The organism is Skermanella mucosa, from assembly GCF_016765655.2.
Lineage (GTDB): Bacteria > Pseudomonadota > Alphaproteobacteria > Azospirillales > Azospirillaceae > Skermanella > Skermanella mucosa.
This window is the reverse complement of the sequence record NZ_CP086106.1, coordinates 6,205,319-6,224,862: the sequence shown is the minus strand read 5'-3', so window position 1 is coordinate 6,224,862 and position 19,544 is coordinate 6,205,319. Positions and strand designations below refer to the sequence as shown.

The 19,544-nt window shown below is 68.4% G+C and carries 27 protein-coding genes; 12 read left to right on the top strand and 15 right to left on the bottom strand.

The features are described 5' to 3' along the window. Positions 1–205 precede the first annotated feature (205 nt). The 6 genes from JL100_RS28920 to JL100_RS28895 all read left to right on the top strand — a co-directional run bounded on the left by JL100_RS28920 (position 206) and on the right by JL100_RS28895 (position 3,441). Positions 206–1,186 carry a tripartite tricarboxylate transporter substrate binding protein gene (locus JL100_RS28920; RefSeq protein WP_202680827.1) on the top strand — a complete coding sequence of 327 codons (981 nt, stop codon included), beginning with the start codon at positions 206–208 and terminating at the stop codon, positions 1,184–1,186. Between the two features lie 137 nt (positions 1,187–1,323). Further along, entirely contained in the window at positions 1,324–1,479 is a 156-nt protein-coding gene (locus JL100_RS28915; protein ID WP_202680826.1) for a hypothetical protein, read from the top strand. A gap of 212 nt (positions 1,480–1,691) precedes the next feature. Further along, the gene (locus tag JL100_RS28910; RefSeq protein WP_202680825.1) at positions 1,692–1,919 is read left to right on the top strand and encodes a hypothetical protein; all 228 of its coding nucleotides are present in this window, start codon (positions 1,692–1,694) and stop codon (positions 1,917–1,919) included. Next, the gene (locus JL100_RS28905; protein WP_202680824.1) at positions 1,897–2,265 is read left to right on the top strand and encodes a MarR family winged helix-turn-helix transcriptional regulator; all 369 of its coding nucleotides are present in this window, start codon (positions 1,897–1,899) and stop codon (positions 2,263–2,265) included. Before JL100_RS28910 ends, JL100_RS28905 begins: the two co-directional genes overlap by 23 nt. Further along, positions 2,262–2,612 (top strand): hypothetical protein, encoded by a 351-nt coding sequence (locus JL100_RS28900; RefSeq protein ID WP_202680823.1) that lies wholly within the window; start codon positions 2,262–2,264, stop codon positions 2,610–2,612. Before JL100_RS28905 ends, JL100_RS28900 begins: the two co-directional genes overlap by 4 nt. Positions 2,613–2,652: 40 nt before the next feature. Further along, positions 2,653–3,441: an inositol monophosphatase family protein gene (locus tag JL100_RS28895; protein ID WP_202680822.1), complete on the top strand. Its 789-nt coding sequence runs from the start codon at positions 2,653–2,655 to the stop codon at positions 3,439–3,441. A 54-nt stretch (positions 3,442–3,495) separates the two neighbouring features. Here the strand turns inward: JL100_RS28895 and JL100_RS28890 are convergent, their stop codons facing one another. The 7 genes from JL100_RS28890 to hisB are packed head-to-tail and all read right to left on the bottom strand — an operon-like array spanning position 3,496 to position 7,638. Further along, complete coding sequence (locus tag JL100_RS28890; protein WP_202681143.1) at positions 3,496–3,858, bottom strand: histidine triad nucleotide-binding protein; 363 nt, start codon at positions 3,856–3,858, stop codon at positions 3,496–3,498. Further along, positions 3,858–4,208: a phosphoribosyl-ATP diphosphatase gene (locus JL100_RS28885; protein ID WP_202680821.1), complete on the bottom strand. Its 351-nt coding sequence runs from the start codon at positions 4,206–4,208 to the stop codon at positions 3,858–3,860. The genes JL100_RS28890 and JL100_RS28885 overlap by 1 nt, the downstream gene beginning before the upstream one ends. After that, positions 4,205–4,990 (bottom strand): imidazole glycerol phosphate synthase subunit HisF, encoded by a 786-nt coding sequence (gene hisF, locus JL100_RS28880; protein WP_202680820.1) that lies wholly within the window; start codon positions 4,988–4,990, stop codon positions 4,205–4,207. Before hisF ends, JL100_RS28885 begins: the two co-directional genes overlap by 4 nt. Beyond that, complete coding sequence (gene hisA / locus JL100_RS28875) at positions 4,991–5,755, bottom strand: 1-(5-phosphoribosyl)-5-[(5-phosphoribosylamino)methylideneamino]imidazole-4-carboxamide isomerase (RefSeq protein ID WP_202680819.1); 765 nt, start codon at positions 5,753–5,755, stop codon at positions 4,991–4,993. It abuts the gene before it with no gap. Next, positions 5,752–6,327, bottom strand: coding sequence for a GNAT family N-acetyltransferase (locus tag JL100_RS28870; RefSeq protein WP_202680818.1), 576 nt, complete (start codon positions 6,325–6,327; stop codon positions 5,752–5,754). The genes hisA and JL100_RS28870 overlap by 4 nt, the downstream gene beginning before the upstream one ends. Positions 6,328–6,330: 3 nt before the next feature. Then, positions 6,331–6,975 (bottom strand): imidazole glycerol phosphate synthase subunit HisH, encoded by a 645-nt coding sequence (gene hisH, locus JL100_RS28865; protein WP_202680817.1) that lies wholly within the window; start codon positions 6,973–6,975, stop codon positions 6,331–6,333. A gap of 39 nt (positions 6,976–7,014) precedes the next feature. After that, a complete protein-coding gene (hisB, locus tag JL100_RS28860; protein ID WP_202680816.1) occupies positions 7,015–7,638 on the bottom strand; it encodes an imidazoleglycerol-phosphate dehydratase HisB in 624 nt (207 codons plus the stop codon). Between the two features lie 241 nt (positions 7,639–7,879). Between hisB and JL100_RS28855 the strand changes: the two genes are divergently transcribed. The 3 genes from JL100_RS28855 (at position 7,880) to hslU (ending at position 11,262) form a co-directional block, all read left to right on the top strand. After that, entirely contained in the window at positions 7,880–9,244 is a 1,365-nt protein-coding gene (locus JL100_RS28855; protein WP_202680815.1) for a S1C family serine protease, read from the top strand. A 72-nt stretch (positions 9,245–9,316) separates the two neighbouring features. Then, the gene (gene hslV / locus JL100_RS28850) at positions 9,317–9,865 is read left to right on the top strand and encodes an ATP-dependent protease subunit HslV (protein WP_202680814.1); all 549 of its coding nucleotides are present in this window, start codon (positions 9,317–9,319) and stop codon (positions 9,863–9,865) included. A gap of 83 nt (positions 9,866–9,948) precedes the next feature. Next, the gene (hslU, locus tag JL100_RS28845; protein ID WP_202680813.1) at positions 9,949–11,262 is read left to right on the top strand and encodes an ATP-dependent protease ATPase subunit HslU; all 1,314 of its coding nucleotides are present in this window, start codon (positions 9,949–9,951) and stop codon (positions 11,260–11,262) included. A 10-nt stretch (positions 11,263–11,272) separates the two neighbouring features. Here the strand turns inward: hslU and JL100_RS28840 are convergent, their stop codons facing one another. From JL100_RS28840 to JL100_RS28805, 8 genes are all read right to left on the bottom strand, one after another. Further along, positions 11,273–11,713, bottom strand: coding sequence for a growth inhibitor PemK (locus tag JL100_RS28840; protein ID WP_202680812.1), 441 nt, complete (start codon positions 11,711–11,713; stop codon positions 11,273–11,275). 7 nt (positions 11,714–11,720) lie between these two features. Then, positions 11,721–11,990, bottom strand: coding sequence for a type II toxin-antitoxin system Phd/YefM family antitoxin (locus tag JL100_RS28835; protein WP_202680811.1), 270 nt, complete (start codon positions 11,988–11,990; stop codon positions 11,721–11,723). An 83-nt stretch (positions 11,991–12,073) separates the two neighbouring features. After that, positions 12,074–12,619 (bottom strand): metallophosphoesterase family protein, encoded by a 546-nt coding sequence (locus JL100_RS28830; RefSeq protein WP_202680810.1) that lies wholly within the window; start codon positions 12,617–12,619, stop codon positions 12,074–12,076. A 25-nt stretch (positions 12,620–12,644) separates the two neighbouring features. Beyond that, positions 12,645–13,337 (bottom strand): DNA polymerase III subunit epsilon, encoded by a 693-nt coding sequence (gene dnaQ / locus JL100_RS28825; RefSeq protein WP_202680809.1) that lies wholly within the window; start codon positions 13,335–13,337, stop codon positions 12,645–12,647. After that, a complete protein-coding gene (gene coaE / locus JL100_RS28820; RefSeq protein WP_202681140.1) occupies positions 13,330–13,980 on the bottom strand; it encodes a dephospho-CoA kinase in 651 nt (216 codons plus the stop codon). The genes dnaQ and coaE overlap by 8 nt, the downstream gene beginning before the upstream one ends. Positions 13,981–13,993: 13 nt before the next feature. Next, positions 13,994–14,833: a shikimate dehydrogenase gene (locus JL100_RS28815; protein ID WP_202681137.1), complete on the bottom strand. Its 840-nt coding sequence runs from the start codon at positions 14,831–14,833 to the stop codon at positions 13,994–13,996. Further along, a complete protein-coding gene (locus JL100_RS28810) occupies positions 14,833–15,456 on the bottom strand; it encodes a Maf family protein (RefSeq protein WP_202680808.1) in 624 nt (207 codons plus the stop codon). The genes JL100_RS28815 and JL100_RS28810 overlap by 1 nt, the downstream gene beginning before the upstream one ends. Further along, a complete protein-coding gene (locus JL100_RS28805; RefSeq protein WP_202681134.1) occupies positions 15,453–16,304 on the bottom strand; it encodes a pyruvate, water dikinase regulatory protein in 852 nt (283 codons plus the stop codon). The genes JL100_RS28810 and JL100_RS28805 overlap by 4 nt, the downstream gene beginning before the upstream one ends. 467 nt (positions 16,305–16,771) lie before the next feature. On the opposite strand from JL100_RS28805, the gene hemE reads away from it, so the two are divergent. The 3 genes from hemE to hemJ all read left to right on the top strand — a co-directional run bounded on the left by hemE (position 16,772) and on the right by hemJ (position 19,432). Then, positions 16,772–17,824, top strand: coding sequence for a uroporphyrinogen decarboxylase (gene hemE, locus JL100_RS28800; RefSeq protein ID WP_228420965.1), 1,053 nt, complete (start codon positions 16,772–16,774; stop codon positions 17,822–17,824). Between the two features lie 65 nt (positions 17,825–17,889). Continuing rightward, on the top strand, positions 17,890–18,993 hold the full coding sequence (gene hemH / locus JL100_RS28795) for a ferrochelatase (protein ID WP_202680806.1): 1,104 nt from the start codon (positions 17,890–17,892) through the stop codon (positions 18,991–18,993). A gap of 10 nt (positions 18,994–19,003) precedes the next feature. Then, positions 19,004–19,432, top strand: a complete 429-nt coding sequence (hemJ, locus tag JL100_RS28790; protein ID WP_202680805.1) for a protoporphyrinogen oxidase HemJ — start codon at positions 19,004–19,006, stop codon at positions 19,430–19,432. Positions 19,433–19,544 lie beyond the last annotated feature (112 nt).

Genomic DNA, 19,544 nt, shown 5'->3' with positions numbered 1-19,544 from the left:
CAGTTTACCCATATTGCAAGACAGATTTGTGACAAAGCCGCCTCGACCGTGGCGCCATGGGGCGGCCGGTCCCTATGACTTTCGGCGGAGGCTGTTCCGGTGAAGTATTTCAGGGATCTTCTCTGCTAGTATGCCACGCATCCGGCCTCCGCGCCCAGACGCGCGGAAGCGCCCAAGAATAGACGAGATGGGAGGAGCATTCCTGATGTCACACCGGCAATTCGCCCTGTTCAGGCCGGCCCTGGCCGCCGCGGCCCTGGTGATCGGCGCGACCCTCGCGGCCGCCCCGGCCCGGGCCGAGATCAAGAGCCTGGAGATCATCGCCCCCGCCGCCCCGGGCGGCGGCTGGGACCAGCATGCCCGCACGGTCCAGCAGGTGCTTCAGAACCAGAAGCTGGTCCCGAACGTCCAGGTCGTGAACGTCCCCGGCGCGGGCGGCACCATCGGCTTGGCGCAGTTCGTCACCGGCAGGAAGCGGACGCCGACCCTGCTGGTCGGCGGCCAGATCATGCTGGGGGCGATCATTACCAACAAATCGGCGGTGACGCTCGACCAGGTGACCCCGCTGGCCCGGCTGACCGGCGAATATTCCGCGGTGGTGGTTCCGGTGGACAGCCCGCTGAAGTCGCTCGACGACCTGCTCGCCAAGCTGAAGGCCGAACCCGGATCGGTGTCCTGGGGCGGCGGGTCGGCCGGCGGCAGCGACCAGATCCTGGCCGGGCTGATCGCCAAGGAAGCCGGCGTCGAGCCGTCCAAGGTGAACTATGTCGCGACGGCCGGCGGCGGCGAGGTGCTGGCCGCGGTGCTGGGCGGGCATATCACCACGGCGGTCAGCGGCTACAACGAGTTCGCGCCGCAGATCCAGGCCGGCAAGCTGCGGGCGCTGGCCGTCTCGTCGCCCGAGCGGCTGCCCGGAGTCGACACGCCGACCCTGAAGGAACAGGGCATCGACCTGGAATTCGTCAATTGGCGCGGCATCTTCGCTCCCGGCAACCTGAAGCCTGCGGAGCTGAAGGAGTATGACGCGCTGATGACCAAGGTGACGTCCAGCGCCGAATGGAAGGACCTGGCCAAGCAGCGCGGCTGGATCGACCTTTACCTTCCCTCGGAGAAGTTCGCCGAGTTCCTGAAGACGGAGCGCACCCAGATCGAGGGCACCCTGACCGACCTGGGGCTCGTGAAATAGCATCGGTCCTGCCGGCGGGAAGCCGCTTCCCGCCGGTGGCCCCGTATGGCCGGTGCCCGATCGTCATGACCGTTGACAAAATACATCCGATAGCGGATGTATTGCACCTCTGCACTGATCTACCGGAGGATACGGCCATGCTTGGCATTCTGCGCGCCCTGCTGCGCCTGTGGCGCGAGGCGGGGACGGCGGCGACGCTTCATCACCTGCCCGACCATGTGAAGAAGGACATCGGCTTGATGGCCGAAGATCCCGTTTTGACGCTCGAACGCATCCGAGGTCGGAAGATTTAAGCGCTTGCATCTATCCCGGAGTTCGGCGATAGATGCAAGCGTCCATCCGACGCACCGATACCCGAGGAGACGATCCATGCTCGCCATTCACCGAAGCACCCGCCAAAGCGGATTTTACCGTCAGGCTACCGCCTCGATGAACAAGCCGGCCGGCATGGTCGCCGCGACCGACGCAGTCCTCTTCGAATCCTTGAGATCTCCCGGGTGTCGAGATGCCGATCTACCTGACGCTGAAGCGCGGACCTAAGCTCTATGTGGAATATGCCCGCTGGACCCGGCCCGGCGCCTGGCCCGGCACCTGGATCGAGGTCCGGCGCGAGCGCGGCGAGCTTCTGCTCTGGCTCGGCCGCTGGCACGCGATCTACACACCGGCGCGATGGTCGCCCGGAAAGGCCGGAACATCGCGGGGAGTCCTGAATGGCGGGAGCCGTCCGACATGACGAGATCACCTCGCTGACGCGGGTGCTGGAGGAGTTCCGCAAGCTCGATCCCGACCTGCCGATCCAGTATGCCCTGTCGTTCCTGACCCTGGCGGAGAACGAGGGCATCTCCATGCGGGAGCTGGCGGAACGCCTCGGCATCGCCCAGTCCTCGGCGTCGCGCAACGTCGCGGCGCTGAGCAAATGGCACAGCTTCGGCAAGCCGGGGCTCGACCTCGTCCAGGCGGAGGAGGACCCGCGCGAGCGTCGGCGCAAGATCATCTCCCTGACGCCCAAGGGCCACGCGCTGATCGCGACTCTTCGCGACCTCATGAACCGCGAGGCGCGGCGCGCGAAGTCCGCGTGACCGTGATGATCCCCGCAATCCGCATCGCGGCCGCCTTGGCGACCCTGGTCATCGCGTCCCTCCCCGGCTGGACCGCCCAGGCGGCATCCAAGCCGGAGTTGCGAAGCTTCACGGCGCCCCCGGGCCGCGACGACGGGCGCCCGCGCCCGGACCGCGCGCCCCAGGTCGGCGTCGAACAGCGGTTGCTTCCGCCGCCCGGAGCCTGGGATACTCCGCCCGGGATCGGCGACTCGGCCTTCGCGCTGGCCTGTTCCGCCGGTGAGGCCGCCGCCCTGACGCCGGCGGCGGCGATGCGGCCGGCGGCCCGCTGCCCGGACCCCTTCACCGTGATCGTCGAGCAGCCCTGATCCCCAAGCCCGATCCCGTTCCCAGCCGAAAGCTTCCATCATGATCGACCTGGACCGCGTCAGCGGCCTGATCCGCCGGACGGCGGAAGAGAAGATCCTGCCCCGGTTCCGCAACCTGCGTGCCGGCGACGTCGTCGAGAAGGGGCCGGGCGACCCGGTCACGATCGCCGACACGGAAGCCGAGGAAATGCTGGCCGGCCTGCTGAGCGAAGCCTATCCCGACACGCTGGTGATCGGGGAGGAGCTGGTCTCCCGGGACCCGTCCGCCCTGGACGCGCTGCTCGGGGACAAGCCGGTCTGGGTGATCGATCCGGTCGACGGGACGCTCAATTTCTCCGAGGGGATCCCGGTGTTCGGGACGATCCTGGCCTTTGTGGCCCGCGGCGAGATCCGGGGCGGCTGGCTGCACGACCCGATCAACGACGTCACGGTCGCGGCGGTGCTGGGCGGCGGCGCCTGGTCGGGCGGCCGGCGCCTGGAAGCCGACCGGACGACGCCGCTCTCCCGGGCGGTCGGCTCCGCCTACTGGAACGCCGGGGACTGGCTGGAGCCGGACCCGGCCCTGGCCGCCGCCGGGATCGTCGGGGAGATCCGCAACCATCGCTGCTCGGCGCTGGACTACATCGACCTGGCGCTGGGCCGCCGGCAGTTCGCGCTGTCCCAGGGATCGAAGCCGTGGGACCACGCCGCGGGCGTTCTGATCAGCCGCGAGGTCGGTGGCGCCGCGTCGTTCCTGGACGGTGCCGATTACGACGTCATGCGCCTCGACGGCCGCGTGCTGGCGGCGGCTTCACGGGAAGCCCTGGACGCCATCCGGGCGGTTTTCTGACACCGTTCCGGAACGTCGGCGCGTGCCGTCGGCGTTCGCTTCGCGAAGGTCGACCTACTCCTTCGGCAGCATGCGGCCGAGCCGCTTGCCGCCGAAGATGTGGACGTGCAGGTGGGGCACTTCCTGGTTGGCGTTCTCGCCGATGTTGGCGAGGATACGGTAGCCGTCGCCGGCGAGCCCCTGGTCGCGCGCCACCTTGCCGACCGCCCGGACGAAGGCGGCGATCTCGGCGTCCGAAGCCTTCTCCGAGAAGTCGTCGAACGAGACGTACGGCCCCTTGGGGATCACCAGGATGTGGCTCGGCGTCAGCGGATTGATGTCGTGGAAGGCCAGGGTGTGCTCGTCCTCGTGGACCTTCCTGGACGGGATCTCGCCGCGCAGGATCCTGGCGAACACGTTGTTGGGATCGTAGGCCATCATTTGCCCCCGCTGCCTTGCTTGCGTGATTTCTTCTCGGCGATGCCGCTGATGCCTTCGCGGTCGGCCAGGATGCCGTAGACGGTCTCCGGCTTCACGCCCGTATCGGCCCACAGCACCATCAGATGGTAGAGCAGGTCGGCGGATTCCTCGGCCAGCTTCTGCTTGTCGCCGCGGATCGCCTCGATCACCGCCTCGACCGCCTCCTCGCCCAGCTTCTGGGCGATCTTGGGCGTGCCGCGGGAATAGAGCTTGGCGGTGTAGGAGGTCTCCGGGTCCTGTCCGCGGCGGGACCGAACCGTCTCGTACAGCCGGTCCAGCACGGCGGCGCCGATGCCCTGCCCGCTCATGCCGCGGCCTGCCCGGACTTGGAGGTGTCGCGGATGTCGATGCCGGCCTTCGCCATGTGCGCCTTGGCCTCCCCGATGGAGAAGATGCCGAAATGGAAGATCGAGGCCGCCAGCACCGCCGTCGCGTGGCCGTCGCGGATGCCGGCCACCAGGTGGTCGAGCGTACCGACGCCGCCCGAGGCGATCACGGGGACGCGTACGGCATCGGCGACCGCGCGGGTCAGCTCGATGTCGAAGCCGGACTTGGTGCCGTCGCGGTCCATGGAGGTCAGCAGGATCTCGCCGGCCCCGTACTCCGCCATGCGGCGCGCCCAGTCGACCACGTCGAGGCCGGTGCGGTTCCGCCCGCCGTGGGTGAAGACCTCCCACTTGCCGGGCCCGACCGACTTGGCGTCGACCGCCACCACGACGCACTGGGAACCGAACTTCTCCGCCGCCTCGCGGACGAAGTCGGGCCGGGAGACGGCGGCCGTGTTGATCGAGACCTTGTCGGCCCCGGCCAGCAGCAGCTTGCGGATGTCCTCCACCACGCGAACCCCGCCGCCGACGGTCAGCGGCATGAAGACCTGCTCCGCCGTGCGGCTGACCACGTCGTACAGGGTGTCGCGGGCCTCGACGCTGGCGGTGATGTCGAGGAAGGTCAGCTCGTCCGCCCCCTCGCGGTCATAGAGCCGGGCCTGCTCGACCGGGTCGCCCGCGTCGATCAGGTCCACGAAGTTCACCCCCTTGACCACCCGGCCGTCCTTGACGTCCAGGCAGGGGATCAGGCGCATCTTGAGCATTCAGGCCTCTTCCCCGGCATCGTCGCGATCGCTCTTCAGGGGGGACAACAGCAAGGCCAGCGCCTCGGCCGGGTCGATCCGGCCGTCATAGAGCGCCCGGCCGCAGATGACGCCCTCGATGCCGGTATGCTCGACCTCCTTGAGCGCTTCCAGGTCGGCCATGCTGGAGACGCCGCCCGAGGCGATCACCGGCGTGGTCAGGGCGAAGGCGAGGTCGGCGGTGGCCTCGACATTGACGCCGCCCATGGCGCCGTCGCGGTTGATGTCGGTGTAGATGATCGCGGCGACGCCGGCATCCTCGAAGCGGAGCGCCAGGTCGAGCGCCTTGACGGTGGAGGTCTTGGCCCAGCCCTCGACCGCGACGAAGCCGTCGCGCGCGTCGATGCCGACCGCGACGCGGGACGGGAAGCGCCGGCAGGCTTCGCGCACCAGTTCGGGGTCGCGCACGGCGACGGTGCCCAGGATCACCCGGGTGATGCCGCGCTCCAGCCAGTCCTCGATCGTCTTCAGGTCGCGGATGCCGCCGCCGAGCTGGACCGGCATGGAGACCGCGGACAGCACGCCCTCGACCGCGGCCGCGTTGACCGGACGGCCCTCGAAGGCGCCGTTGAGATCGACCAGGTGGAGCCACTGGAACCCCTGGTCGGCGAAGGACTTCGCCTGGGCTCCGGGGTCGGTGTTGAAGACGGTGGCCTGATCCATTTCGCCCCTGACGAGGCGGACGCAGGCACCATCCTTGAGGTCGATCGCTGGGTACAGAATCATGTCGGCGCTTCGGTAAGGGGCTGGGGGGACGGCAGGTCGGTGGAGGTCAGGTCCTTGTAGAAGAAATGGCCGGCGAGGCTCTGGCCGCGGACGTTGGCATAGAGCGGGTGGGTGCCCCAGCGCCTGAAGCCCAGCGTCTCGTACAGCGCGATCGCCGCCCGCTGGGTCTCCCTCACGTCCAGGTTCAGCACCCGGTAGCCGGCCTCGCGGGCCGCCATCTCGACCGCGCGGACCAGCATGCGGGCGAGGCCGTGGCCCCGCGCCCAGGGCGCCACGAAGGAGGTGGTCAGCTGGGCGGAATGGGCCTGCGCCTCGTTGTTGCGGGGCGGCGCGACGAGCTGGGCCGAGCCCGCCACGACGCCGTCCAGGCGGGCGATGAACAGGTGCCGCTCCGGCACGATCAGGACGCCCTTCCAGTATCGCTCCATCACGTCGCGGGGCGGCGGATCGACCCAGCCGAAGCCGCCGCCGTCGCGGATCGCGAGGTCGGCGGCGTCGCACAGGTCGTGGAGATCCGCGGTGCGGAACTTCGAGACGCGCTCGACGGTCGCGGCGGTGGCCATCTCTTCCATGGCTCAGGGCCGCCAGCGCAGGAAATTGGCGATCAACCGGAGCCCGGCGGCCTGGCTCTTCTCCGGGTGGAACTGGGTCCCGACCAGGTTGTCGCGGCCGATCACCGCCGCGACCGGCCCGCCATAGTCGACGCTCGCCAGCTCGGTCGCGGGGTCGGCGCAGGCGAAGCGGTAGGAATGGACGAAATAGGCATGGTCGCCGTCATGCAGGCCGGCCAGCACCGGGTGGTCCGGCCGCCCGACATGCAGGTCGTTCCAGCCCATGTGGGGGATCTTCAGCGACGGGTCGGCGGGAGAGAGGGCGACGACCTCGCCCCGGATCCAGCCCAGCCCGTCCCAGACCCCGTGCTCGACCCCGCGCTCCGCCATCAGCTGCATGCCGACGCAGATGCCCAGGAAGGGCGTGCCGCGGGTCAGCACGGCCTCCTCCATCGCCTCGACCAGGCCCGGCACCGACCGGATGCCGGCCATGCAGTCGGCGAAGGCGCCGACGCCGGGCAGCACGATGCGGTCGGCCCGGCGCACCGCCTCGGCATCGTCGGTGACGGCGATGGCGGCGCCGACGCCGGCCTCCTGCGCCGCGCGCTCGAAAGCCTTGGCGGCGGACCTGAGATTGCCGGAGCCGTAATCGACGATTGCTACGGTCATATGGTCAAAAATTCCCTGAGCCTTGCGCCCGGCGCCCCGTCAGAGCGTGCCGCCGAGCGTTCCCTTGGTGGACGGCACGGCGTCGGCCTTGCGCGGGTCGATCTCGACCGCGGCGCGCAACGCGCGGGCCAGCGCCTTGAAGCAGCTTTCCACGATATGGTGATTGTTCTCGCCGTACAGGGTCTCGACGTGGAGCGTCACGCCGGCGGCCTGGGCGAAGGCCTGGAACCACTCCTTGAACAGCTCGGTGTCCATGTCCCCCAGCTTGTCGCGGGTGAAATGGACCTTCCAGATCAGGTACGGCCGGTTGGACAGGTCCAGCGCCACGCGGGTCAGCGTCTCGTCCATCGGGACGGTCGCCTCGCCGTAGCGGCTGATGCCCTTGCGGTCGCCCAGCGCCTGCGCGAAGGCGGTGCCGATGGCGATCCCGCTATCCTCGGTCGTGTGGTGGAAGTCGATATGGAGGTCGCCTTCCGCCCGGACCGTCAGGTCGATCAGGCTGTGGCGCGAGAGCTGTTCGAGCATGTGGTCGAGGAAACCGACGCCTGTGGAAATCTTGTACAGGCCGGTCCCGTCAAGGTTCAGCGAAACCTCGATCCGGGTTTCGTTGGTGGCGCGTCGCAGGCTGGCCTGGCGCGCGGATCTGTCGGGCTGTGCGTCCATGGCGGGGTTTTAGCAGGGATGGATGGGCGATGCCAGCGGGGGATGAACCCCCGGTCCGTCTACTTCGTACGCCCTTCCGGACCGCTGCCCGGGGGCGCCGCGACGGTTTTGGCGGACGGCGCGGCAGATTGACCCGTTCACACCGCACACGGGCGTAGGATAAGGGTTGGACCCCTCATGGTCGTGGCGGAAGTAACCCATGGTGCCGAGTCGCTTGTGGATAACTCTGGGGATTGGGTTGTTGGCATCCGCCCTCTCGGGCTGCGGGGTCAATGTCCGCAAGGCCGGGATCGCGGAGCCCCCGACCCCGCCGCCGGAGAGCCGCCGCGTGCCGGTCCGCTTCGGCGAACTGCAGGCCAAGCTGCGGCGCGGCGATGTCATAGGCGGCTATGTCATTGGCTTCACATGCATCGGGCCGTTCGACCCGATCACCTGGACCAGCGGGCGCGCGATGATGGACCGGGCGGAAGTTGCCGACCTGTTCCATGAGGAGATGAGCACCGCCGGCTATGACGTGGCGGGCAATCCGAACCGCCTGTTCGAGGTTGCGGAGGACGAGGAACGGGCCGAACTGGTGGTCTCCGCCCAGATCACCGATGTCAAGATGAATGTCTGCCGCAAGATGGGCTGGTGGCTGGTCCAGTCCGACATCGTCGGGGAGGAGGTCGAGGCCTCGATCAAGGTGGATTGGACCGTCTATTCCCGCCTGGAACGGCGCATGGTGCTGCGGACTTCGACCTGGGGATATCATGCCGGCGGTGCGGCGACCGAGGACGGCAAGGCCCTGGCGATGGAGCAGGCCTTCGCCGGCGCGGTCGCGAACCTGGCGGCCGATCCCGGCTTCGCCGCGGCCGGCTTCGCGGCGCCGGACGCAAGATCGACGATGCCCGCGCTGGAGACCGGCGGCGGGATCGGCAGGGCCGGTCCCGCCGCGGGCATGGCGACCGATGGCGCGGCACGCCTCCAGGCGGTCCGGCTGCCGGCGCTGCCGCCCTTCACCACGCCGATCCAGGACCATGCGGAGGCGGTGACCGGGGCCACCGTGCTGGTCTCGGGCGGGACGGGCCACGGCTCCGGCGTGCTGGTCAGCCGGGACGGGCTGCTGCTGACCAACCACCACGTGGTCGGCGAGGCCGAACGGGTGCGGGTCGTGCTGGCCGACGGCACCGCCGTCGTGGGCAAGGTCGAGCGCCGGCACAAGCCGCGCGACGTGGCCCTGGTCCGGATCGAGGGGCGCGGCCTGCCCGCCCTGCCCGTCCGCACCCGCCCGCTGACCGTCAGCGAGGACATCTACGTGGTGGGAGCGCCCCTGGCGGAGCGGATGCGCGGCACCGTCACCCGCGGCATCGTCAGCGCTCTGCGGCGCGACCGCCTGACCGGGCTCGAGGAGATCCAGGCCGACGCCAGCGTCCAGGGCGGCAACAGCGGCGGGCCGCTGGTCGACGCCCAGGGCAACCTGGCGGGCCTGACCGTGTCGATGCGCACCGTGCCGGGCAGCCAGGCCTCGGCCGGACTGAACTTCTTCATCCCGATCGGCGACGCGCTCGACCGGCTGAGGCTTCAGGTGGGCGGGCCGGAGATCGGGGGGCCGGAGATCGGGGATTGAAGGGATTGGCGGCTCGCCCCACATGGCGGTAGGACATTTGACGGTATTTTTCTGCGATAGGCCCCGACCCCGATGAGTTCCAACGATCCGATCCAATGGCACGGCACCACGATCCTGTGCGTCCGCAAGGGAGGCGAGGTGGTGATCGCCGGTGACGGCCAGGTGTCCATGGGCCAGACCGTGATGAAGTCCAACGCGCGCAAGGTGCGCCGGCTGGCCGGCGGCGACGTGATGGCCGGTTTTGCCGGCGCCACGGCCGACGCCTTCACCCTGTTCGAGCGCCTGGAATCCAAGCTGGAGCAGCATCCCGGCCAGCTCACCCGCGCCTGCGTCGAAATGGCCAAGGACTGGCGGACCGACCGCTACCTGCGCCGGCTGGAGGCAATGATGGCCGTGGCCGACCGCAACGTCAGCCTGGTGCTGACCGGCAACGGCGACGTGCTGGAGCCCGAGGACGGCCTGATCGGCATCGGCTCCGGCGGCAGCTTCGCCCTGGCGGCCGCCCGCGCGCTGGCCGACATCGAGGGACTGGATGCCGAGACGATCGCCCGCAAGGCGATGCGGATCGCCGCCGACATCTGCGTCTATACCAACCATAACGTGATCGTGGAAAAGATGTGATGGCGGAGGAGTTTGAATCACGGCCCGAGAGTCCTATCCTGCCAGCGAACGGCGCCGGCGGCGCTCCTGACGAAGAAAAGCCAATGACCTCCTTCAGCCCCCGCGAGATCGTCTCGGAACTGGACCGCTACATCGTCGGCCAGCATGACGCCAAGCGCGCGGTCGCGATCGCGCTGCGCAACCGCTGGCGCCGGCTCCAGCTGCCGGAAGGCCTGCGGGAGGAGGTCCTGCCCAAGAACATCCTGATGATCGGCCCGACCGGCGTCGGCAAGACCGAGATCGCGCGCCGGCTGGCCAAGCTGGCCCAGGCCCCGTTCCTGAAGGTGGAGGCCACCAAGTTCACCGAGGTGGGCTATGTCGGCCGCGACGTCGAGCAGATCGTCCGCGACCTGGTCGAGATCGCCATCACGATGACCAAGGACAAGCTGCGGAAGGAAGTGGCCTCCAAGGCCGAGCTGCGCGCCGAGGACCGCGTGCTGGACGCCCTCGTCGGCACCAACGCGGCTCCGGAGACGCGCCAGAAGTTCCGCAAGATGCTGCGCGAGGGATCGCTGAACGAGCGCGAGATCGAGATCCAGGTGGCCGACACCGGCGTGCCGGGGATGCCGACCTTCGACGTGCCCGGGATGCCGGGCGCGCAGATGGGCATGCTCAACCTGAACGACATTTTCGGCAAGGCATTCGGCGGCCGTACCAAGACCCGCCGCCTGTCGGTGGCCGAGAGCTACGAAGTGCTGATGGCCGAGGAGTCCGACAAGCTGCTGGATCAGGAGACGGTCGTCGGCGAAGCGATCCAGTCGGTCGAGCAGAACGGCATCGTCTTCCTGGACGAGATCGACAAGATCTCCGCCCGGACCGAGGGCCGCGGCGGTGCCGACGTCAGCCGCGAGGGCGTCCAGCGCGACCTGTTGCCGCTGATCGAGGGCACGTCGGTCGCGACCAAGCACGGCACCGTCAAGACCGACCACATCCTGTTCATCGCGTCGGGCGCGTTCCACGTCTCCAAGCCGTCGGACCTGCTGCCCGAACTGCAGGGCCGCCTGCCGATCCGGGTCGAGCTGAAGGCGCTGACGCGCGAGGACTTCCGCCGCATCCTGACCGAGCCGGAAGCCAGCCTGATCAAGCAGTACAAGGCGCTGCTGAAGACGGAAGAGGTCGATCTGGAATTCGCCGACGACGCGATCGACGAGCTGGCGAGCCTCGCCGCGGAGATCAACACCTCGGTGGAGAACATCGGCGCCCGCCGGCTGCACACCGTGATGGAGCGGCTGCTGGAGGAGATCAGCTTCAACGCCAGCGACCGCGGCGGCCAGACCATCACGATCGACGCCGGCTATGTCCGCACCCAGGTTTCCAACCTGGCGAAGAACGCCGACCTGTCGAAGTTCATCCTGTAGGGGATGCCCCTTAACGATCTGCATCGCGGGGAACGCGATGCAGATCGCTTTCCCCGAGTTGATCGATACACCGATTGATCATCGTCAACATGGATTGAGGGACGGTGCCGTAGTCGTACTGGTCCAGACGGCCCCCAGGAATCGGAAAGACGTAATCGCCGGGCCAGATGAACTCATTCAGGTCCGTGGCAATCACCCAGGACTTTGCCTGATCAAGCCCAAGGTAATCCTTCAGACGACGCGGGATCTCCACCCCGTGCCTTGGATCGCGAGGTTTTACGTGAGTAACGGGAGCCACGGTCACGATCGTATCTCCCAGGCGGTCCTGTACGGCAAGGATGATGACGCACGGACGGCGCTTCTCACCTTGCGTCATCCCGGCCTCGTGTTCGTGGCTCCAAAGAAACTCGTAGCAGATGACCAAGCCGGGATGCGGGCGCGGAAGCGGCATTCGGGGATCAATCGCCCATCAGGTCTTCCGGAGCGGCGAACTCCGGCGGAACGCGGGACTCCCGCAGAGCCTTCCGCTGGTCGTCCGACAGGTCCACGGGCCGCAGATGGCGACGCGACGCCGCCGCGCGAAGGCGCTGGTACTCGGCAAAATCCTCTGGCGACACGAAGTAGCCGGTTGGCTCTCCATGGTTCACCACCTCGATCGGCTCACGGCGGACCATGCGCTGGTAATTGCCGAAATCCTTCTTGAAGAGCGAAGCGCTTGCGGTGATCATGGAAATCCCTTGCAGGTCCTTTTGATCAAAATAATCATTTCTGCCAGCTTCGGCAACATGTCCGGCGCTCCCGCCGCCAAGGGTCAGGGAAGCGGAAGCTGGACCGCGCCTTTCTTCGCGGGGGCGCGCCGGGCCGGACGGCTGGCGAGGAGCTGCGGCAGGGTGACCGGGGCCAGGTTCCAGACATCGACGCCGACGTCGAACTGGCGCAGCATGGGCGCCAAGCGGCCGTGGCTGTGGCCGTGCAGGTTGATCGACTTCCGGTGCATGCCGTTCCAGGTGCGGAAGGCGTAGTGGCACAGCACGAGGTGGGTGCCGTCGACGGTGATCTCGGCATAGGCCGAGACGGTCTCCCAGCCGGCGGACTTGAGCACCGCCGGACCGTCGTTGTTGCCGGTGATCAGGTGCTTGCGGCCGTTCAGTCGCATCAGCAGGTCGTCGACCCGGCGCTCCGTCAGCCGGACCGCGAAATCGCCCAGGTGCCAGACCGTGTCGTCCGGGCCGACCGTCTCGTTCCAGCGCGCGACCATGGCCTCGTCCATGGGACCGGTGGAGTCGAAGGGCCGGCCGTACATGAAGATGACGCGGTGGTCGTTGAAGTGGCTGTCGCTGGTGAAGAAGACGGTCATGAGGTTCCGGAAATCCAGTTCCCGGTCAGGACGCGCCGGCCAGCCACATCGGGTTCTTGAGCTGCTTGAGCAGGGCGCCGTGGGCCTCCAGCTCCGCCTCGGTCGGGGCATGGGGGCGCGGGTCGCGGCGGACGCGCTCGATCCTGACCGGGCCTTCCCCATCGCCGCCGGCGCCGCGCCGGTTGCCGGCGAGCACGAGGTCGGGCTGCCGGCCGCCCTGGAGCTCCAGATAGACTTCGCCCAGGAGCTGGGCGTCGAGCAGCGCGCCGTGGAGCGTGCGGTTGGAATTGTCGATGTTGAAGCGCCGGCACAGCGCGTCCAGGCTGGCGGGGGCGCCGGGGAACTTGCGGCGCGCCATCTGCACGGTGTCGAGCGCGCGGCTCATCGGCAACGTCGGGATGCCGAGCCGCTTCAGCTCGGCATTGATGAACCGCATGTCGAATTCGGCATTGTGGATGACCAGCCGCGAATCGCCGATGAAGTCGAGGAACTGGCCGCAGATCTCGGCGAAGACCGGCTTGTCCCTCAGGAACTCCTCCGACAGGCCATGGACCGCGAAGGCCTCCGGCGGCATGTCGCGCTCCGGATTGATGTAGAGGTGGAGGTACCGGTCGGTCGGGACGAAGTTGATCGCCTCGACGCAGCCGATCTCCACGATGCGGTGGCCGGTCAGGGGATCGAAGCCGGTCGTTTCGGTGTCGAGGACGATTTCACGCATGGAAGTGCTTCACCGTGACGGGACTGTATCTGCGGGGCGGCCAGACGCGGGACCTCCGGCCTGTGACCAATCTGACGATGCGGGCGAGCGCGCGCAAGGTGCGGGTCCGGCCGAGGCCGGTTTCCACCACGAAATCGGCGCGGCGGCGCTTCTCCCGGTCGGGCATCTGGCGCCGCAGGATGCCGGCCAGCTTCTCAGCCGTCATGCCGGGCCGGGCGAGCACGCGGGCGCGCTGGATCGCGGGCGGCGCCGTGACGCAGACGACGGCATCGACCCGCCGCTCGCCGCCGGTCTCGAACAGCAAGGGAATGTCCAGCACGGCCACGGGGTCGCGCCGGGCGGCGCATCGCGCGAGGAAGCGGCGCTGGGAGCGCTGGACCAGAGGGTGCAGGATCCCCTCCAGCCGGCGCAGCGCCTGGGCATCGCGGAACACCACGGCGCCGAGAGCCTGGCGGTCGACCGCGCCGTCGCGCACCGTGCCGGGGAATTGCCGTTCGATCAGGGGCACGGCGCCGCCGCCCCGGCCCAGCAGGCGGTGGACCGTGGCGTCGGAATCATGGACCGGGACGCCCAGCCGCTTCAGCATCCGCGCCGCCGTGCTCTTGCCCATGCCGATCGAGCCGGTCAGGCCCAGGACGATCATGGCCACCCGGGCATCAGAGGCCTTCCAGGACGAACCGGCGCAGTTCCGGCGTGACTTCGGGTACCCGGCCGAACCAAGCCTCGAAGCCGGGGCGGGCCTGGTGGAGCAGCATGCCCAGCCCGTTCACCACGGGATTGCCGCGCTCCAGCGCCGCCTTCAATAGCGGGGTGTGGAGGGGGGTATAGACGATGTCGGTCACCAGCGCCGCCGGCGGGAGCCGGTCGAGGTCCAGGTCGAGCGCCGGCTGGCCGCCCATGCCCTGGGTGGTCGTGTTGACCACCAGCGCGGCCTCGGCCAGGGCGAAGGCGCGTTCCTCCCACGGCAGCACCCGGATCGGTCCGCCCAGCTCGGACGCCAGGGTCTCGGCGCGGCCGCGGGTCCGGTTCAGCAGGCGGATCTCCGGGGCGCCCGCGTCGGCCAGGGCCACCAGGATCGCGCGGGCGGCGCCGCCGGCGCCCAGCACCACGGCCGGGCCGGCATCGGCCCGCCAGTCCGGCCGGTCGGCGCGCAGGTTCTCCATGAAGCCGAAACCGTCGGTGTTGCGGCCCTCGATCGTGCCGTCATCCGCCACCACCAGCGTGTTCACGGCCCCGATGCGGCGCGCCACCGGATCGACCCGGTCGCAGGCCGCGATCACCGCCTCCTTGTGGGGCACGGTCACGTTGGCGCCGCGCAGGCCCAGGGCCGGCAGGGCGCGGACGGCCTCGGCGATGCGATCGGGCGGAACGGCCAGGGGAATGTAGGCGCCGTCGATGCCGTAGCGGTCGAGCCACCAGCCATGGAGCCGGGGCGAGCGGGAATGGCCGACCGGCCAGCCCATCACGCCGGCGACCATCGCCTTCGCTGTCAGGATCATGATGCCAGGATTCGCCTCTGTCTCAGATAGTCCAGCACCGGCAGCAGCGGCATGCCGAGGATGGTGAAGTAGTCGCCCTCGATGCGGTTGAAGAGCTGGCTTCCCAGCCCCTCCAGCTGATAGGCGCCGACCGAGGTCAGCACGGCGTCGCCCATCGCGTCAAGATAGCGGTCGATGAACGCGTCGCTGAAGTCGCGCATGGTGAGCGTGGCGACGTCCACATGGTGCCACTGGCGCTGGCCGTTCATCAGGGCCACCACGCCGGACACCAGCCGGTGCTTCCGGCCGCGCAGCGCCTGGAGGTGGGCCTTGGCCTCCGCCCGGTCCGCCGGCTTGTCGAACCAGGCGCCGTCGCATTCCAGCATCTGGTCCGCCCCCAGCACGAGGACGCCGGGGTAGCGCGAGGATATGCGCTTGCCCTTCAGCTCGGCCAGGGCCTCCGCGACCTCCTCCGCCTTCAGGCCGGCGACACGGAAGCTGTGCTTGATCTCCTCCTCGTCCACCGCGGCGGCCTCGGCGACGACGGCGACCCCGGCCCGTTCCAGCATGGTCCGGCGGGCCTTGGAGGCGGAGGCGAGGATGACGGGATTCTCCGATAGGGACACCGGATGCTCCGTCATGACTTCCCGCTCTCCAGGGCGGCGCGGGCGGCGGGCGAGCCGGTCTGGCGCCGGGCCAGCAGCATCATGATCTCGGCCGCCGTCTCCTCGATCGAGCGGCGGGTCACGTCGATCACCGCCCAGCCATGGCGGCTGTAGAGCCGGCGGGCCTCGGCGACCTCCTGGCGGACCACCTCCGGGTCGACATAGTCGGTGTCCTCGCCCTGGTTCAGCAGCCGCAACCGGTTGCGGCGGATCTGGATCAGGCGGTCGGGGTCCTTGGTCAGCCCCACGATCAGCGGCCGGGTGACCTGGGACAGCTCGGGCGGCAGGGGGCAGCCTGGCACGAACGGCACGTTGGCCGCCTTGATGCCGCGGTTGGCCAGGTAGATGCAGGTCGGCGTCTTGGAGGTGCGCGAGACGCCCATCAGGATCACGTCGGCCTCGTGCAGGTCCCAGGTGCTCTGGCCGTCGTCGTGGGCCAGCGCGAAGTCCATGGCGTCCATCCGGCCGAAATACTCGGCGTCCAGCATGTGCTGGCGGCCCGGCTGGCTCTGGCTCTCCAGCCCGAGATACGCGGCCAGCGCGTTGATCAGCGGGTCGAGCACGGGGATGCAGGGCACCTGGAGCTCGCGGCAGGTCTCCTGCAGGCGGCGGCGCAGCTTCTCGTCGACCAGGGTGAACATCACGAGGCCGGGATTATCCTTGATCCCCTCGATGACCATCTCGAGCTGCCGCGTCGTCCGGACCAGGTTCCAGAAATGCTCGATCGGCTGGACCTGGTCGAACTGGGCCACGCAGGCGCGCGCGACGCTGTTGATCGTCTCTCCCGTCGCGTCGGACACCAGATGCAGGTGGAACTGCTTCAGACTTGAGTTCATGCCAAAGGTCAGCCTGTGTATATCTCGATGATTACCGGGGATAAGTCGGCCTTTTTCCGGGACAATGCCTGATGGCGTCCGCTTGGTGATCGTAATGCCCCGGAATGCCGGTGACCTGCCCCCGCTGCGGATAATTACATGGGTCGCTGTGAGAGTCGCGAACAGCTCTCCATTCGGTGCATGTTATCCCCATGACTCCCAGAGTTGTTGAGTCTATAGCATTGCCGGTGGAATCGCTCAAACGATCCGGGGAGAGGCCCACAAATCCTGGTGACCTTCCCACAGCCTGTGGATCATTATGGGGATGAAATCTAATCACCGGTTTCCACAGGGATCATCCACAGCCACCCTTCTTCTATAAAAAGAATCAGGATAGAAGAGGGTCTTGGCCTTGAGTGGGGATAAGGCTATCCGAGCCGCCCGCCCCGCCTTCTTTCGGAATGGAATTTCGCACCTTGGAAAGCTCGCAGAAGTTGTTCATCCGCGCCTTGAACGGGGAGACCCTGGCAAGGCCCCCGTTCTGGTTGATGCGTCAGGCCGGCCGGTATCTTCCGGAATACCGGGCGACGCGGGCGCAGGCGGGCAGCTTCCTGGACCTGTGCTTCGCGCCCGAGCTGGCGGTCGAGGTGACCCTGCAGCCGCTCCGCCGCTACGGCATGGACGCCGCGATCCTGTTCTCCGACATCCTGGTGGTGCCGCACGCGCTGGGGCAGAAGCTGGACTATGTGGAAGGCGAAGGGCCGCAGCTCGACCCGATCCGGGAAGCCGCCGGCCTGAACCGGCTGTCGACCGATGCCTTCCACGAGCGGCTGGCCCCCGTCTACGAGACGGTGCGGCGGCTCTCGACCGCGATTCCGGACACGACGGCGCTGATCGGATTCGCGGGATCGCCCTGGACGGTCGCCTGCTACATGGTCGAGGGCGGCGGCTCGAAGGAATACGCCCATGTCAAGCGGTTCGCCTACGGGGATCCGCAGGGTTTCCAGGCCCTGATCGACCTGCTGGTGCGGACGACGGCGGATTATCTCTCGGCCCAGATCCATGCCGGGGCCGAGGCGGTCCAGGTGTTCGACAGCTGGGCCGGCGTGCTGCCGGCGCCGGAGTTCCGCAAATGGGTGATCGAGCCGACCAGGCGGCTGGTCGAGTTGCTGAACGCCCAGCATCCCGGCGTCCCGGTGATCGGGTTCCCGCGCGGCGCCGGCGCGATGTACCGGGAATACGCCGAGACGACCGGCGTCACGGCGCTGGGGCTCGACACCACGGTGCCGCCGGAATGGGCGGCGTCCGAGCTTCAGACGAAGCTGCCGGTGCAGGGCAACCTGGATCCGATCATGGTGGTGGCGGGCGGCGACGCGATGCGCGAGGCCGCGGCCGGCATCCTGCGCAGCCTGTCCGGCGGTCCGTTCGTCTTCAATCTCGGCCACGGCGTGGTCCAGACGACGCCGCCCGAGCATGTCGGACAGCTTGCCGCACTGGTCAAATCCTGGCCCGATCTAGGTCAAGGCTGATCGAAATCATGCCCGGCCCCATTGGGGACTGGACAAATCAACCGGATGCAACCAGCTTCACCACCATGCCGAACCAGAAAATCGCTGTCGTCCTGTTCAACCTGGGTGGACCCGACAGCCCCGAAGCCGTCCGACCGTTCCTGTTCAACCTGTTCAACGATCCGGCGATCATCCGGATCCCGGGGTTGTTCCGGACGCCGCTCGCCCATCTGCTGGCCAAGCGGCGTGCCAAGCCGGCGGGCGAGATCTACGAGATCCTGGGCGGCAAGTCGCCTCTTCTGGAGAATACCCAGGCGCAGGCCCGCGCGATCGAATCGGCGCTGGCCGACATGGGCGAGGTCAAGGCCTTCATCGCGATGCGCTACTGGCACCCGATGAGCGACGAGACCGCCGACCAGGTGCGCCGGTTCGACCCGGACCGGATCGTGCTGCTGCCGCTTTATCCCCAGTTTTCCACCACGACCACGGCCTCGTCCGAGAAGATGTGGTTCCAGGCGGCCAAGACGGCCGGCCTCGACAAGCCGACGGTCACGGTGTGCTGCTACCCGACCGAGCCCGGCTTCATCAATGCTGCCGCCCGGCTGATCCGCGGCGGGGTGGAGGAGGCCGCGGCCCACGGCAAGCCGCGGGTGCTGTTCTCGTCCCACGGGTTGCCGAAGAAGGTCGTCAAGGGCGGCGACCCCTACCAGTGGCAGTGCGAGCGCACGGCCGAGGCGATCGTCCAGGAGCTGGGCATGCCCGGCCTGGACTGGGTGAGCTGCTACCAGAGCCGCGTCGGCCCGCTGGAATGGATCGGCCCCTCGACCGATTCGGAGATCGAGCGGGCGGGCGTCGACAAGGTGCCGCTGGTGGTGGTCCCGATCGCCTTCGTGTCCGAGCATTCGGAGACGCTGGTCGAGATCGAGGTCGAGTACCGCGAGCTGGCCCACGAGAAGGGCGTGCCCCATTTCGTCCGGGTGCCGACCGTCGGCGTCGAGGACAGCTTCATCCAGGGCCTCGCCGGGCTGGTGCGCCGCGCGCTGGCCGGCGAGGTGGCGATGTGCTCCCAGGCCGGCGGCCGGATCTGCCCGGACGGCTTCCAGGGCTGCCCGCAGCGTGCCCGCCAGCAGACCAACCGGCAGCCTTCCGCCGGCGGGCAGCAGGCCAAGCGCCCCCTGGCGGCCGAGTGAGGACCGGGGATTGCTCTACGATTGGGTGAAGGCGCTCCACGTCATCAGCATCATCGCGTGGATGGCGGGGCTGCTGTATCTGCCGCGGCTGTTCGTCTACCACTGCGAGGCCCCCGCCGGATCGGCCACGTCGGAGACGCTGAAGGTGATGGAGCGCAGGCTGCTGCGCGCCATCATGAACCCGGCGATGATCGCCTCCTACGTGTTCGGCATCTGGCTGCTGGTGCTGAACCCGGGCTGGTTCGAGATGGGCTGGATCCACGCCAAGCTGGCCTTCGTGGTGGGCCTGACCGCGATCCACATGATGATGGCGGGCTGGCGCCGGAAGTTCGCCGAGGACCGCAACGAGCGGCCACAGCGTTTCTTCCGCATCATGAACGAGGTGCCGACCCTGCTGATGATCGGCATCGTGATCTTCGTGATCGTCAAGCCGTTCTGACGCGGGGCGCGGATACCGACCGTTGATTCCGACGAGGGATACCGGGGTCAGACCACCATTTCCCAAAGGCTTCGCCGAACGGCAACCATCGAGGGAAATGGTGGTCTGACCC